The sequence below is a fragment of the Corynebacterium sp. 74A genome, assembly GCF_008930665.1.
Taxonomy (GTDB): domain Bacteria; phylum Actinomycetota; class Actinomycetes; order Mycobacteriales; family Mycobacteriaceae; genus Corynebacterium; species Corynebacterium megadyptis.
Map to the genome: position 1 here is coordinate 93,265 of NZ_PQMG01000003.1, position 15,506 is coordinate 108,770.

At 61.8% G+C, this 15,506-nt stretch carries 12 protein-coding genes and 1 pseudogene; 7 read left to right on the forward strand and 6 right to left on the reverse strand.

The annotated features are described in order from the left end of the window. Positions 1–37 precede the first annotated feature (37 nt). On the forward strand, positions 38–3,835 hold the full coding sequence (locus tag GBB11_RS05470; RefSeq protein WP_151549096.1) for a multifunctional oxoglutarate decarboxylase/oxoglutarate dehydrogenase thiamine pyrophosphate-binding subunit/dihydrolipoyllysine-residue succinyltransferase subunit: 3,798 nt from the start codon (positions 38–40) through the stop codon (positions 3,833–3,835). A 130-nt stretch (positions 3,836–3,965) separates the two neighbouring features. On the opposite strand, the gene GBB11_RS05475 is transcribed toward GBB11_RS05470, so the two are convergent. Next, on the reverse strand, positions 3,966–4,694 hold the full coding sequence (locus GBB11_RS05475) for a hypothetical protein (protein WP_151549097.1): 729 nt from the start codon (positions 4,692–4,694) through the stop codon (positions 3,966–3,968). A gap of 223 nt (positions 4,695–4,917) precedes the next feature. Here GBB11_RS05475 and GBB11_RS05480 point away from each other — a divergent pair, with 223 nt between their 5' ends. After that, a complete protein-coding gene (locus GBB11_RS05480) occupies positions 4,918–6,006 on the forward strand; it encodes a magnesium and cobalt transport protein CorA (protein ID WP_151549098.1) in 1,089 nt (362 codons plus the stop codon). Between the two features lie 304 nt (positions 6,007–6,310). On the opposite strand, the pseudogene GBB11_RS05485 reads toward GBB11_RS05480, so the two are convergent. Next, positions 6,311–6,778: pseudogene (locus GBB11_RS05485) on the reverse strand (general stress protein); the annotation flags it as partial. Positions 6,779–7,088: 310 nt separating this feature from the next. Between GBB11_RS05485 and GBB11_RS05490 the strand changes: the two are divergent. Genes GBB11_RS05490 through GBB11_RS05500 form a run of 3 tightly spaced genes read left to right on the forward strand, consistent with a single transcriptional unit; the run spans position 7,089 to position 10,143 of the window. Continuing rightward, positions 7,089–8,393 carry a magnesium transporter MgtE N-terminal domain-containing protein gene (locus GBB11_RS05490; protein WP_151549099.1) on the forward strand — a complete coding sequence of 435 codons (1,305 nt, stop codon included), beginning with the start codon at positions 7,089–7,091 and terminating at the stop codon, positions 8,391–8,393. Between the two features lie 3 nt (positions 8,394–8,396). Further along, positions 8,397–8,984, forward strand: coding sequence for a DUF1003 domain-containing protein (locus tag GBB11_RS05495; RefSeq protein ID WP_151549100.1), 588 nt, complete (start codon positions 8,397–8,399; stop codon positions 8,982–8,984). 31 nt (positions 8,985–9,015) lie between these two features. Then, positions 9,016–10,143, forward strand: a complete 1,128-nt coding sequence (locus tag GBB11_RS05500) for an Mrp/NBP35 family ATP-binding protein (RefSeq protein ID WP_151529914.1) — start codon at positions 9,016–9,018, stop codon at positions 10,141–10,143. Between the two features lie 96 nt (positions 10,144–10,239). Here the strand turns inward: GBB11_RS05500 and tatB are convergent, their stop codons facing one another. The 3 genes from tatB to sigE form a co-directional block, all read right to left on the reverse strand. Next, positions 10,240–10,725 carry a Sec-independent protein translocase protein TatB gene (gene tatB / locus GBB11_RS05505; RefSeq protein ID WP_151549101.1) on the reverse strand — a complete coding sequence of 162 codons (486 nt, stop codon included), beginning with the start codon at positions 10,723–10,725 and terminating at the stop codon, positions 10,240–10,242. A 128-nt stretch (positions 10,726–10,853) separates the two neighbouring features. Continuing rightward, positions 10,854–11,222, reverse strand: coding sequence for an anti-sigma factor (locus GBB11_RS05510; RefSeq protein ID WP_151549102.1), 369 nt, complete (start codon positions 11,220–11,222; stop codon positions 10,854–10,856). A gap of 80 nt (positions 11,223–11,302) precedes the next feature. Continuing rightward, positions 11,303–11,953: an RNA polymerase sigma factor SigE gene (gene sigE, locus GBB11_RS05515; protein ID WP_151549103.1), complete on the reverse strand. Its 651-nt coding sequence runs from the start codon at positions 11,951–11,953 to the stop codon at positions 11,303–11,305. A 193-nt stretch (positions 11,954–12,146) separates the two neighbouring features. On the opposite strand from sigE, the gene GBB11_RS05520 reads away from it, so the two are divergent. After that, positions 12,147–12,794 (forward strand): O-methyltransferase, encoded by a 648-nt coding sequence (locus tag GBB11_RS05520; RefSeq protein WP_151549104.1) that lies wholly within the window; start codon positions 12,147–12,149, stop codon positions 12,792–12,794. 108 nt (positions 12,795–12,902) lie between these two features. Here the strand turns inward: GBB11_RS05520 and glgC are convergent, their stop codons facing one another. Beyond that, positions 12,903–14,120 carry a glucose-1-phosphate adenylyltransferase gene (glgC, locus tag GBB11_RS05525; protein ID WP_192795942.1) on the reverse strand — a complete coding sequence of 406 codons (1,218 nt, stop codon included), beginning with the start codon at positions 14,118–14,120 and terminating at the stop codon, positions 12,903–12,905. Positions 14,121–14,222: 102 nt separating this feature from the next. Between glgC and glgA the strand changes: the two genes are divergently transcribed. Beyond that, entirely contained in the window at positions 14,223–15,395 is a 1,173-nt protein-coding gene (gene glgA, locus GBB11_RS05530) for a glycogen synthase (RefSeq protein WP_151549105.1), read from the forward strand. The last annotated feature ends 111 nt before the right edge of the window (positions 15,396–15,506 follow it).

Below are 15,506 nucleotides of genomic sequence, written 5' to 3' on the forward strand. Positions count from 1 at the left end.
CACCCAATAACCCAAGGAAATGAGGCGAGCACCTGCCGTGAGCAGCGCTAGTACTTTCGGCCAAAATCAGTGGCTGGTAGACCAGATGTTCCAGCAGTTCAAGGAGGATCCCTCCTCCGTAGACAAGGAATGGCGCGAGCTGTTCGAAAAGGAGGGCAGCCCCGCAGAGCCCACCCCCGCGAACACCCCCGCATCCTCGTCCAAGAGCTCCAAGAAGGCCGCCCCCAAGGACACCAAGGGCTCCGGCCCTAAGGCCCCTGCAGCGCCGAAGAACACCGCAGGCCCGAAGAATAAGGCCCAACACAGCGAGCCACAGCCCATCGCTGAGAAGGCCCGTAAAACAGCCACCGATCCCAATACCAAGATTGCGCAGGCTCGCGAGGCCGACAAGGAGAAGAAGCGTCAGGCAGCTCAATCGCCTCTGACCAAGATTCAGGACAGCCCCGAGGCCGGCAACTTCCCCATGAAGGGTGCTGCCAAGGCCGTGGCAAAGAACATGGACATCTCTCTCGAGCTGCCGACCGCCACCTCGGTGCGCGATATGCCGGCCCGGTTGATGTTCGAAAACCGCTCGGTGATTAACAATCACCTCAAGCGGACTGTGGGCGGCAAGATCTCCTTCACCCACATCATCGGCTACGCCATGGTGAAGGCAATCATGGCGCACCCCGATATGAATAACTCCTACGAGGTCATTGACGGCAAGCCGAACCTGGTGGTGCCGGAGCACATTAACCTCGGTCTCGCCATCGATATGGTGGGCAAGGGCGGCGAGCGTTCCCTCGTGGTCGCCAAGATCGCCGAGTGTGAAACCCTCGACTTCAAGCAGTTCGTCGAGGCTTACGAAGATGTGGTCGAGCGCGGCCGCACCGGCAAGCTGAAGATGCCGGATTTCCAAGGCATCACCTGCTCGCTTACCAACCCGGGTGGCATCGGTACCCGCCACTCTGTGCCCCGCCTCACCAAGGGCCAGGGCCTCATCGTGGGCGTAGGTTCCATGGACTACCCCGCCGAGTTCGCTGGCGCCTCTGAGGATCGCCTCGCCGAGCTGGGTGTGGGCAAGCTCGTGACCATTACTTCCACCTATGATCACCGCGTGATCCAGGGCGCCGAGTCCGGCGAGTTCCTGCGCACCATGTCCCAGCTGCTGGTGGATGACACCTTCTGGGATGAGATCTTCACCTGCATGTCCGTGCCCTATGCGCCGATTCGTTGGCGCCAGGATCAGCCCAACACCGGCATGGACAAGAACACCCGCGTGATGCAGCTGATCGAGGCCTACCGCTCCCGCGGCCACCTCATCGCCGATGTGAATCCGCTCAACTGGCATCAGCCCGGCATGCCGATTCCGGATCACTCCGATCTGCAGCTGGAGACCCACGGATTGACCCTGTGGGATCTGGACCGCACCTTCCACGTGGGTGGCTTCGACCAGCGCGAAACCATGACCCTGCGCGAGGTCGTCACCAAGCTGCGCGCCGCCTACACCCTGAAGGTGGGCTCCGAGTACAACCATATCTTGGATAATGACGAGCGCACCTGGCTGCAGGACCGCCTCGAGGCGGGCATGCCCAAACCCACCGTCGCCCAGCAAAAGTACATTCTGCAGAAGCTTAACGCCGCCGAGGCTTTCGAGAACTTCCTGCAAACCAAGTACGTGGGCCAAAAGCGCTTCTCCCTCGAGGGCGCCGAGTCCCTCATCCCGTTGATGGATGCCGCCATCGATACTGCCGCCGGCCAGGGCCTGGACGAGGTCGTTATCGGCATGCCTCACCGCGGCCGTTTGAATGTGCTGGCCAATATCGTCGGCAAGCCGCTGAGCCAGCTCTTCAAGGAGTTCGAGGGCAACGCTGACCCGGCAGCTGCCGGTGGTTCCGGCGACGTGAAGTACCACCTCGGCGCCGAGGGCAAGCACATCCAGATGTTTGGCGACGGCGAGATCAAGGTGACGCTCACCGCTAACCCCTCGCACCTCGAGGCCGTTAACCCGGTCATGGAGGGCATCGCCCGCGCGAAGCAGGACATCTTGGACAAGGGCGAGGCCGGCTTCTCCGTCATGCCGCTGCTGCTGCACGGCGACGCCTCCTTCGCAGGCTTGGGGGTGGTGCAGGAGACCCTGAACCTGGCCCAGCTGCGCGGCTACACCGTGGGCGGCACCGTCCACATCGTGGTGAATAACCAGATCGGCTTCACCACCACCCCAGATTCCGGTCGTTCCAGCCACTACGCCACCGATCTCGCCAAGGCCTATGGCTGCCCGATCTTCCACGTCAATGGCGACGACCCGGAGGCTGTGTACTGGGTCGGCCAGCTGGCCACCGAGTACCGCCGTCGCTACGGCAAGGATGTCTTCATCGACCTCATCTGCTACCGCCGTCGCGGCCACAACGAGGCCGATGATCCCTCGATGACCCAGCCGAAGATGTACGACCTGATTGACGGCCGCGAGACCGTCCGCGCCCGCTACACCCAGGACCTGATTGGTCGTGGCGATCTGAACAAGGATGACGCCGAGGCTGCCGCCCGCGACTTCCACGATCAGATGGAGTCGGTGTTCAACGAGGTCAAGGAAGCCAAGAAGCGCGACGCCTCCGGTCAGGAGGGCATCACCTCCTCCCAGGAGCTGCCGCATGGTTTGGACACCTCCATTACCCGCGAGGAGCTCGTGGAGATGGGCCAGGCCTATGTCAATGTTCCCGAGGGCTTCGAGATCCACAAGCGCGTCAAGCCGGTGGCCAAGAAGCGTGCCCAGTCCGTCAAGGAAGGCGGCATCGACTGGGGTTGGGGCGAGCTGCTCGCCTTCGGCTCCTTGGCCATCGGTGCGGAACGCACCGTGCGTCTCGCCGGCGAGGATTCCCGCCGCGGTACCTTCACCCAGCGCCACGCCGTGATGTTCGATCCGAACACCGCCATGGAGTACAACCCGATCGATCACATCGCTCGCGAAGGCGGCGAGGGCAAGTTCATGGTGTACAACTCGGCTCTGACCGAGTTCGCCGGCATGGGCTTCGAGTACGGCTATTCCGTGGGCAACTTGGATGCTGTGGTGGCATGGGAAGCACAGTTCGGTGACTTCGCCAATGGCGCCCAGACCATCATCGACCAGTACCTCTCCTCCGGTGAGGCGAAGTGGGGCCAGCTGTCCAAGCTGATCCTGCTGCTGCCTCACGGCTACGAGGGCCAGGGCCCGGACCACTCCTCCGCCCGCATCGAGCGCTTCTTGCAGCTGTGCGCCGAAGGCACCATGACCGTGGCCCAGCCGACCACCCCGGCGAACCACTTCCACCTCATCCGCCGCCACGCCCTGAGCGACCTGCACCGCCCGCTCGTGGTCTTCACCCCGAAGTCCATGCTGCGCAACAAGGCCGCCGTGTCTGCCGTGGAGGACTTCACCGAGGTGAGCAAGTTCCAGTCGGTGATCAATGACCCGAACCAATTCGATCGCAACGGCGAGCAGCTGGGCGATCCCGAGAAGGTCAAGACGATCCTGCTGTGCTCCGGCAAGGTCTACTACGACTTGGAGAAGCGCCGCGCCGACGACGGCCGCGACGATGTGGCTATCGTCCGCTTGGAGATGCTGCACCCGATCCCGCACAACCGCCTCAACGATGCCTTCGAGTGCTATCCGAACGCCGAAGAGGTGCGCTTCGTGCAGGACGAGCCGGCCAACCAGGGCCCCTGGCCCTTCCTGGCCCTGCACCTGCCGGACCTGCTGCCGGATATGCCGAAGCTGCGCCGCGTGTCTCGCCGCGCCCAGTCCTCTACCTCCACCGGTATGGCCAAGGTGCACCAGTTCGAGCAGAAGCAGCTTATTAACGAGGCCTTCGCCGACTAGACGCCTGCAGGCTGAGCCCACATAACGAGCGGGCTCAGCACAGTGCTACTACGCATCAGCCCCAGGACCGAGATCACTCGGTTCCTGGGGCTGATGCGTTCTCTGCGTTGTTGCTGCTGCGGCGTAGCTTTTAGTCCGCGCCATTGGAAAGGACTCGGTTGGAGGACAAGAAGGTGGAGTAGACCTCATCTTGATCCTCGCCGCTATTGAGCTCCTCAGCGATCTCCTTCAAGGAGGCCTCGGAGATCGCGCCATTGACCACGTTGAGCTTGTCCCATTCCTTACGGTTGAGCAGCGGGCGCTGGTAGAGCACGATAAAGTTCTGCGGAAGTTTCAGATCTTCACTCTCTGCGCAGCCATGAGTCGGCGAAAAGTTCGAGTTGTGCACGGTGCGCGGCAGCGAGCCCAAGAGGCTATCGAGCACCGTCTCGGAGAAATCAATATCGGTCGGCGTGATCTCACCGGCATCAATCTTTGCGGTGTAGTCCTGTGATAGTTCCTTGGCGCGGGCGGGATTAAGTGCTTCGAGGGCCGTTCCAAGGCACACCACCACGATATCGGCGTGGTTGGTTTCCACGGCTTGGATCCGCTCGGCCGTGCCGATGTCATACTCAAAGTCCACGAAGGTTTGGCGGCCACGAGAGGCAAGCGCCCGCGAGTACAGCTCACCCATGATCACTTGTTCTTGATCGGAAGAATCCACCATCACCTGCACGGGCGACACCTCTACCTCATTGACCTGGCGGTGGGGCTCGGCGACGCATCCACTGCTCACCGCGCCCACCACACCGAGGGCGCATATAGTGCGCACGGTCGCTGGGGCGCTGGGGTGGAATTGCCGAGACATCGTGGTGGTCATGGTGCAAGCAGGCCAATCTAGCTAGGCAAATAGGACTGACGGTGGGCCAAGCGTGGATCACGTCGCATGCAGCGCACACGCGCGGCCACACCACCGCTGATTCTAGCGCAGCTACCCATAGAGCCCGTGCCGCCACGGAATTGCTGATATCGCCTCGAGCGACGGTACACTTGCCTGCGGTCCACACCACAGTGCTGGGCGTGTACGTCAAGGAGGTTCTCGCATGGTTGATCCACTTCGTTTGCCGCGTAAGCGTGGCGAACACACTGACGCCCAGGAGCACCCTGTGGGCTCTCGGCTGCGCGTGCCCGTGGAACGGGCCGTGGATCGTTGTCGCGTGATCTACCAAGGACGCGAGCTGAACCAAGAATTCTCCTACGAGAATGCTCTGCACTACGCCACTGAGCACGAAGACTGCTACGTCCTTCTGGAGCTCTCAGAACCTGATGAGCAGCAGATGGAGCACATTGCCGCGATCTACGGGGTGGATGAGCTGATCGTGGAAGACACCGTGACCGCCCATCAGCGGCCCAAGGTGGAGCGCTACGATGATCAGCTCTTCTTTGTGCTGCGTACCGTGGTGTATCAGGAGCATGAGCGCGTGCGTGACGCCAAGGAGATCATCCAAACCGGTGAACTCCAGATGATTCTGGGCCCGAACTTCATCATCGCTATCCGGCACGGAGTGCTCACTGGGCTGAAGCGCTGGCGCCGCGAGCTGAACGAGTGGTCCGAGCAGCTCGAGCTGGGCCCTGTGGCATTAGCGTGGCAGCTCTCTGACCTCGTGGTGAACGAATATGTGCGCATCGCCGGCGAGCTCACCACGGATGTGGACGAGATCGAGGAAGAAGTCTTCACCCCGAACTCCCCCATCGATATTTCCCAGATCTACATGCTCAAGCGTGAGATTTTGGAGATGAGGCACTCGGTCGATCCGCTCAGCACCGCGCTGCGTATTCTCACTCAGAACCACAAAGATGTGCTGACTAAGCCGCTGCGCTCCTATTTCCGTGACGTGCTGGACAATCAGCTCATTGCGGCCGACTCCATCGCCTCTCTCGATGAGCGACTCACCGCCTTGATCGATGCTGCCGTGGCGAAGGTGACCATGCAGCAAAACTCGGATATGCGTAAGATTTCCGCGCTCGTCGGTATGGCCGCACTGCCCACCATGATCGCCGGCGTGTACGGCATGAACTTCGACCACATGCCGGAACTACACTACGAGTACGGCTACTACGTGGTGCTCGGCGTCATGATTGCCGCGGTGGTTCTCATGTGGTGGGTGCTCAAGAAAAACCACTGGCTCTAACCTCGGCGCTCTTAGGACGCAGGCTAGAGCCAGTGGCTCTCATCGTGTTTCATGCACGGCTTTAGCTTCGCGGAAACTCCGAGTTATCCGACGGCTCGTCCCACGACTGTTCCCGCTGCGGTTGCGCAGGCTGTTGCGGTTGCGGCTGCGCCGGTTGCTGCGGCTGCTGCTCCTCACGGGGTGCGGACCAGCCGCCCTGGGGTTGTTGCGGCTGTTGCGGGTTCTGCGGCGCAGGCTGTTGCTGCACAGGCTGCTGGTTCCAAGCCCCGCGATCGTTAGTGCGCGGTCGAACGATCTGGCCGCGGGCAATCGAGTCACGGGCTTGGCGAGCGGTGTGCGGCTCGCACAGAATGTCATAGCGCCCGGCCACAATCTGGGTGCTCGACGCGAAATCGCGTTTCCCCTTCGAAGCGGCATAGGGCACGCTCACGGACACGAGCCCGAAAATCACACCGAGAATCGCGCCCGTCAGCAGCGGCACCAGCCAATTCTCATAAAACAGCCCGAAGAGCAGCCCAAAAAACAGGCCCGCCCACGCGCCGGATACTGCCCCGCCTAAGAGCACCTTGCCCCAGGTCAAGCGACCTTGAACGCGTTCGACTTCCATAAGATCAACACCCACGATGGTGAGGTCCTTTACCGGAAACTCCTGATCAGAGAGCATATCTACGGCGGCCTGCGCCTGTTCATAGCTCTCGAAACTTGCAACCGGCCACCCTTCCGGGCGCTTCTTCATCGCCATCGCCTTCACGTTGTTCGCGGGGGATGTCATAGCAGTATCTACCAACTTCTTTGCATCTACGGGCAGCACAGCGCCGCCTAGGAATCATTCAGAGCTCGCTTAAGCCGCACCACGAGGGCTGGCTCATTTTCGGGCCTTCACTAGCCCTAACGCCCGAAGCCTGCGGAAGGTTCCCGAACAATACGTTCCACTACCTCGTCCGTGAGGTTTCCCATGCGTAGTACGCTTATCGACGCCCACCTCGCGCCACCTCCCCTCGTGCCGCAGGTGAACACCCAGCTTGGGCGAGCCCCAGCAGCAGTAGCAGGATCTGTGCAGCTGGCCGTTACAATATCTAGTTATGAATGCAGTGACGAGAGTGTATGCCGGCCGACTGGCCGGAATGGTGGTGCGTAGCCCAGACGCCGAACCCATTGGTCGTGTCCGCGACGTTGTCGTGATGATGCACGGGCTCGAACGTGACTCTCGCGTACTCGGCCTGATCGTGGCGCTTCCCTCCAAGCGCCGCATCTTCTTGCCGATGCTGCGCGTAGCCACCATCGAGCCCCAAGAGATCGTCCTTGCCTCGGGGCAGGTGTCGATGCGCTCCTATCAGCCCCGCGAGGGCGAAACTACTATCTCCCAAGACATCATCGGTGCCAAGGTGCACGTGGATGATCCCGAGCTGGAGAATATCCATGGCAAAGCAGTGGAGGTCGCCGATGTGGAACTGACCCGCACCCGCACCCGCGACTGGGTGATCTCCAAGATCGCGGTGAGCGCCAATAAATCCACCTTTGGCCGGCGCCCTACGCTCTATGTCACCCCGTGGAAGTATGTGCATGGTCTGGGTGAAACCACGACCAGCCACGAGCAGGAAACTGCCAAGCTGCGCTCCCAATTCGAGGAGATGCGTCCGGCCGACGCGGCGCCGCTGTTCTACAACCTCAGCGCCTCCCAGCGTCGTGCCGTCACCAGCGGCCTGAACGATGAGCAATTGGCCGATATTCTCCAGGAGCTCTCTGAGGAACGCCAGGCCGAACTGATCGAGGAGCTTGCCATCGAACGCGCCGCGGACGTGCTCGAGGAGATGGACCCAGACGACGCCGCCGACCTGTTGGAAGAGCTTCCCGACGCCACCGCTGATGTGCTGCTGGAACTGATGGATCCAGAAGACTCTGCCCCAGTGCGCCGCCTCATGAGCTTCCTGCCTGATACGGTCGGTGCGCTCATGACCTCGGATCCGTTGGTGATGACCCCGCAGCGCACTGTCGCCGAGGCGCTCGCGATGGCTCGCAACCCAGATCTGCCGACCTCACTGTCCTCTATGGTGTTCGTGGTGCGCCCTCCCACAGCGACCCCTACCGGCACCTACTTGGGATGTTTGCACCTGCAAAAGCTGCTGCGCGAACCTCCTTCCGAACTCATCGGCGGCTTGCTCGACCCCGATCTCCCGCCGCTCTACGCCGATGACCTGCAGGAAACTGCGGCCCGGTATTTCGCCACCTATAACTTGGTGTGTGGCCCCGTGTTGGACGATGACGGTCACCTCCTTGGCGCCGTCGCCGTCGATGATTTGCTCGACCACATGCTGCCCGAGGACTGGCGCGAGACCGGTATCCGCCCCGCCCAGTCCAACACCACGACGCCCCTACAGGAGGCCTAGCTGATGAGCGATCACCGCAATAGCCTTGATACGCCCATGGCCACTCGGCGCCGCGGCCTCCGCATCAATGCGGACGCTGTTGGCGCCATGGCAGAAAAGGTTGCCCGTTTCTTCGGAACTGGCGAGTACTTGTTCTGGCAAACTATCTTCGTGATCACGTGGATCGCGTTGAACCTCGGTGCGTGGAAGTGGCAGTGGGATCCCTACCCCTTCATCCTGTTGAACCTGGCCTTTTCCACTCAGGCCGCTTATGCGGCGCCGCTGATCCTCTTGGCCCAAAACCGGCAGGAAGACCGCGACCGCGTCTCCTTGAGCGAGGATCGCCGCCGCGCCGCCCAGACCAAGGCCGATACGGAGTTCCTCGCCCGCGAGCTGGCGTCGGTACGCCTCGCGCTGGGTGATAGCGTTACTCGTGATTATCTGCGCCGCGAGATGGAAGATCTGTCCGGTTTGCTTGAGCGCATCGAGGCGAAGCTGGATGATGAGTCCGCGGCACGCATCGCCCGCGAACACGGCGATCACCAGTCCTCCGAGTTCCATGAGCCCACTCAAGGCGATGTGGTAGACACCAACCGCCGCCCCCATAGCTAAAAGCCTACAGTCAGGAAAATCGCACACCCCGATGTCTCATATTGAAGAATCCCTCGTCCGCCAGGCCCTTTCTCGCGTCGAAGATCCCGAAATTGGTCGTCCCATCACGGAGCTCGACATGGTGAAGTCGGTGGAGGTCACCGGCAATGATGTGGCAGTGGTGATCTATCTGACGATCGCTGGCTGCCCCATGAAGTCCACCATCACCGAGAATGTGCGCGCCGCTATCGAGGAGCTCGACGGCGTGGGCGAGGTCTCGGTCAGCACGGATGTGATGAGCGACGAGCAGCGCCGCAATCTGCGCCTGCGGCTGCGCGGGAGCCAAGATGATCCGGTTATCCCCTTCTCACAACCCGACTCCACCACCCGCGTATTCGCCGTGGCCTCCGGCAAGGGCGGCGTGGGCAAATCGTCGATGACGGTGAATCTCGCCGCCGCCCTCGCAGCGCGTGGGCTCAGTGTGGGCATTCTCGACGCCGACATCTACGGCCACTCCATCCCGCACATGCTCGGCAGCACTGAGGCGCCCAACATGGTCGAAGACATGATCATGCCACCCCAGGCGCACGGCATTAAACACATCTCCATCGCCCACTTCACCGAGGGCAATGCTCCGGTGGTGTGGCGCGGGCCAATGCTGCACCGCGCGATCACCCAATTCCTCACAGATGTGTTTTGGGGCGATATCGACGTGCTCTTGGTGGATCTTCCGCCCGGTACCGGCGATGTGGCGATCTCGATTTCCCAGCTGCTGCCCACCGCCGAGTTGTTGATCGTCACCACCCCGCAGGCCGCCGCCGCCGAGGTGGCGGAACGCGCCGGCACCATTGCCCAACAGACGCGGCAGCGGGTGCGCGGGGTTATTGAAAACATGGGGGCCATGGTCCTTCCCGACGGCAGCACTATGGACATTTTCGGCTCCGGTGGCGGCGCAACCGTGGCCGCTCGCCTCACCGAGCTTCTCGGAACCCAAGTGCCGCTATTGGGATCGGTGCCTCTTGACCCCGCGCTGCGGGAACAGGGCGATACGGGCACCCCGATCGCCGTGCATGATCCCAGCAGCCCTTCCGGCGCGGCGGTGACCGCAATTGCCGAGCAGCTGGTGCGCCGCGAGGGCTCACTCACCGGCGTGCAGCTGGGAGTAAACCCGAGGCGCTAGCAGCTGCGTGAGGCGCGCACAGACACCACCCAGCCTGCGTGGAGGATCTTTTCTCTCACGAGGCGGGGTGTGGTGTGTCTTCAGGAGCAGCGCGGTCTACGTGATGTCATCCCAGCTGAAATTGCGGTTCTGCGGCCCGCTGGGCGGCATCTGCTGTGCCGGAGGCTGGGTGGCGGAATTGGCGCCTTGGCCATGAGTATTTGGCACCACCGTGCTTCCTGAGGCGGGTGGCACCGAGTTGCGGTCTCGGTAGGCCTCGCCTTGAGTGTCGCTGGCCATGATCTTCTTCGGATCAAAGGAATCCAGATAGGAGCCATCGCCGTCGAATAGCGCCTTGGTCAGGGCCGCTTTGGGGCCCATGGCGGTGAATTTCGACAGCTCTTGTACGGGCCGAGCCACCTCTTCGAACTCGGGGCCAATCTCCTCATTAAGAGTCTGTTTGGTGCGGTTGATGGCATCGCGGGCGGCGATGAACGCGGCACGGACGTCTTGGATGACTCCAGGCAGCCGGTCCGGGCCGACCACGATGAGCACCACTACGCAGACGACGAAAATCTCGCTCCAGCCAACGCTAGAAAACACCAGTCCCTCTTTCTTCTTCGCACCATCTCGCTACAGCAGGACACTACTTGTTTCAGATTCTAGCGCGCCACGCCGGCGCGGTATGCAGCAGGAGCAGCAGGCACACCCGCAGGAAAAAGACAGGGGCTCTAGCGCCCCTGCACGTGACGAACAGCGCGGTAGAACACCTCGACGCGATCCATCAAGCTGGGTGCACTACCGCGACTTACCTCGTCTGCGCCTGGCCCTTCCGGACAGGACATTTCAATCTGGGCAAGCTTGGCGATGAGCGAACGCGGCGCCCGCAGCCCATCATTGACCCTTTGCCGCACTGACTCAGCGGCTTGACGCTGGCGATGAACCTCATGGCGGCACAAAGGGCAGTGCACCAAGTGCACCCGAGCGCGGTCGGCGGCGACAGGGCTGAGCTCGTTATCCACGTAGGCGGCAATGGCCTCGGGTCCTAGGTGCTCGACTGAGTCGAAGCTATCGGCTTCGTTGCGGTAGTCGCTGATCATCTCCGTCGTTCACCTCACCATCTCTGTGCTCGTGTGTTCCTGTGTGCTGTGCTGCAGCAGCTGCCGCAGTAGTTCCGATGCTAGCTGTGGTGCGGCACCAACAGCTTCGCGTTTTCATCATCCGCTGCGGCGGCCCGTTCCAACGAGGCTCGGAGCTGGGTCCGGCCGCGGTGAATCCTGCTGCGCACAGTTCCCATTTTTACCCCGAGGGTATCTGCAATTTCATCGTAGGACATGCCAAGTACGTCACAGAGCACGATCGCCACACGAAAATCAGGCGACAAACTATCGAGGGCCTCCTGCAAGCTGGGATCCAGATTGGCCACGTGATAGGCCTGCTCAGGGGTCAAGGCAGTGCCGGGAACACGCTCATAATCCTCGGGGAGCGATTCCATCCGGATCTTGCTGCGGTGGCGCACCATATCGAGAAACAAATTAGTGGTGATGCGGTGGAGCCACCCCTCGAAGGTGCCCGGTTGGTAGTTTTTCAGCGAGCGAAACACCCGCATGAAGGTCTCTTGGGTGAGATCCTCGGCGTCGTGCTGATTACCGGACAAACGGAAGGCGAGGCGATACACGCTGTCTGCGTGTTCCTCGACGAGCTCGGCCCACGTGGGCATCGATCCTTGTCCTGCATCGAAGGCGGCAGTGCCGTGCAGCGGTTCCTCAGACGCTGCAGCTGTAAGTGAATCTGCAGCGGCGGGCGAAGCGAGGGCAGGACGATCAGTCATGTCAGCCATTGTGCCGCATGGAGATAAGAAATAACTGAGTTCCACACAACGATCCCGTAACGCTCAGCTGGGGATGAGCTGTCAGCACAGCTACTGCCCCCTTTTATGGCACTTAAGCCACACCTGTCACAGCTTTGCTGCTGGTGGTGCGTTGTTCCCCCGCCCTGCGTAGCACCACCTTAAAATAAGGCGCGTGACTGAGACTGCATACCGTGCTTTGACTGACTACATTCGCTCTACCGCCGTCACTAGCGAGAGCCTGCAGGCCGCAACGGAGGGCGCAGCGGAATTCGGCGTTCCCACCCTCGACGCGATCAGCGGATCCGTATTAACTCTGCTGGGCTCTCAAGCTGCCCGTGGCGTCGAACCAAGCGCAATTGCTGTCACCCCCGCCGCCGCAGTGGTGGGCCTGCACCTCTTCGAGGGCATGGGACCGGCAGGCCATCTCACCTGTATCGACCCAGAGCTCGAGCACCAGAAACTGGCGCGCCGGAGCTTCACCGAGGCTGGTATCGCAGCCTCGCGCTTCCGTTTCCTGCCCTCGCGCCCCCTCGAGGTGATGGGCCGGCTGGCCACGAACTCCTATGACATCGTCTACGGCGATGTGGCCCCGCAGGACATGCAGGCCTTTGTGGACTCCGCGTGGCCGCTGATCCGCCCCTCCGGCATGATCATCGTGGCAGCGAGCCTGCTCGATGGCACCGTGGCGGATGAGTCCCGCACAGACCGAGACACCGCCGCGGCCCGCGCCCTCGACGAACAACTGCGCGACTATCACGATGCCCTCGTCACCCGCCTCCCCCTGGCCGGCGGTCTCAGCATTATCAGCAAGCGCCCCTAGGCAGCGAGGACAGCGTCGACACGCATACTCGCAAGGCCACACCATAGACGTCAGCGCCTGGGCTCTTCCTTATGGGAAAAGCTCAGGCGCTGAAACGTGTGGATCTAGCTAGACGATCTCGTTTTTACCTACGCAGACCACGCCGCCGGGGCTGACCTTGAAGCGGGACTTATCGCGCTCGTGATCGACGCCGATGAACTCGCCCTCGCTCACCTTGACGTTCTTGTCCAGAATGGCGTGGCGCACCACCGCACCCTTGCCAATGCGGACGCCAGGCATCAGCACTGCGCCTTCAACAGTGGCGCCGTCTTCCACGATGACATTGTTCGATAGCACCGAGTTGCGCACCGTACCGCCGGAGATGATGCAGCCGGAAGAAACCATCGAGGACTGCGCTATGCCGCCTTGCACGAACTTGGCCGGCGGCAGGTTGCCGATCTCGGAGGTGTGGATGGGCCAGTGCTTGTTGTACAGGTTAAACACCGGGTGGACGCTAATGAGATCCATGTGGGCCTCGTAAAAGGCGTCCACGGTACCGACATCGCGCCAGTAGCCATGATCGCGCTCGGTGGAACCGGGCACCGCATTGGCCATGAAGTCATAGACGTGAGCGTCGCCGCGCTCCACAAAATAGGGGATGATGTCTCCGCCCATATCGTGCTCGGAGTCGTCATTGTCTTCATCATCCAGCAGGGCCTTGATGAGGGCCTTGGTGGTGAACACGTAATTACCCATGGAGGCATAGGTGACGTCCGGATCGTCCGGGGTAGCCGGCGGGTTCTCGGGCTTCTCGAGGAACTCGGTGATATTGCCGTCTTCATCGGACTGGATGCAGCCGAAGGCGGTGGCCTCGGAGCGGGGCACGCGAATACCGGCCACCGAGACGGACTTACCAGACTTGATGTGCTCCTCCACCATCTGGGAGGGGTCCATGCGATAGACGTGATCGGCGCCGAAGACGATAACGTAATCCGGTTCTTCGTCATAGATCAGGTTCAGCGACTGCAAAATGGCGTCGGCGGAACCCGTAAACCAGCGCTTACCGAGGCGCTGCTGCGCGGGCACTGGGGTGATGTACTGCTCAGCGAGACCAGAGAGCTGCCACGACTGAGAGATATGGCGGTCCAAGGAGTGCGACTTGTATTGGGTGAGCACGCAAATCTGCATGAATCCCGCGTTGACAAGATTGGACAGCACAAAATCGATGAGGCGATAGGTGCCGCCAAAGGGAACGGCTGGCTTGGCGCGGTCAGCGGTGAAGGGATACAGGCGCTTACCTTCGCCGCCAGCAAGGACAATTGCTAGAACATGTGGTTGGCGTTTCACGCCTTCCAATCTATCCCCTTTTATGTAGACGCGCCGGAAAAGTGGGTTACCCCATACACACTTCCGCCCCCTCACTCGCGAGGTCACACTACTGTGGGGATTATGCGAGTTGGAATGATGACCAAGGAGTACCCACCGGAGATTTACGGCGGCGCAGGCGTGCATGTGGCGGAGCTGACCCGCTTCATGCGCACCTTGGTGGACGTCGATGTTCACTGTATGGGTGCGCCCCGCGACGAGAAGAATGTGTATGTCCACGGAGTGGATCCCGCGCTGGAGGATGCCAACCCCGCGATCAAGACCCTCTCCACGGGGCTGCGCATGGCCACTGCCGCGAACAATGTGGATGTGGTGCACTCCCACACCTGGTACTCGGGCCTGGGCGGACACCTGGCGGCGCGTCTTTACGACATCCCCCATATCGCCACCGCGCACTCCCTCGAGCCGCACCGGCCGTGGAAGCGCGAGCAGCTCGGCGGCGGCTACGAAGTGTCCTCCTGGTCGGAGAAGAACACCATGGAATACGCCGATGCGGTGATCGCTGTGTCGGCGCAGATGAAAAACGCCATCATGGAGGCCTATCCGCGCATCGACGAGAACCGTATCCACGTGGTTCTCAACGGCATCGACCCCGAGCTGTGGCATCCCCGCCCCACCTTCGATGACAACGAGGACTCCGTGCTCCGCGAGCTCGGCGTGGACCCGAACAAGCCCATCGTCTCCTTCGTGGGCCGTATCACCCGCCAAAAGGGGGTCGAGCACCTAGTGAAGGCCGCCTCCCACTTCGACGAGGGCGTGCAGCTGGTGCTCTGCGCCGGCGCGCCGGATACTCCCGAGATCGGCGAGCGCACCGCCACCTTGGTGCGGGAGCTGCAACAGCAGCGCGACGGCGTGTTCTGGGTGCAGGAATTTTTGCCGAAGCCGAAGATTCAGGAAATCCTCACCGCCTCGGATACCTTCGTCTGCCCCTCCATCTACGAGCCGCTGGGCATCGTCAATCTCGAGGCCATGGCCTGCGGCAGCGCCGTGGTCGCCTCCGATGTGGGAGGTATCCCCGAGGTGGTCAATGACGGCGTCACCGGCAGCCTCGTGCACTACGATGCCGAGGACACCGAGGCCTTCGAGCGCGACCTGGCCGCCGCGGTCAATGAGATGGTGGCTGATCGCACTCGCGCCAAGGACATCGGCGAGAAGGGCCGCCAGCGCGCCGTCGCGCAGTTCTCCTGGGCCACCATCGCCGAGCAGACCATTGATGTCTACCGTTCTTTGATGTAACTGCTCGCACCCGCACCCCTCCTCCCGCCCCAGCACGCCGCTGTGGGCGGGTGAGGTGTTTTTCAGGGCAGGCGGGGTGGCGTCGATAAGCGAGCGGCGGCAGCGCGGGAG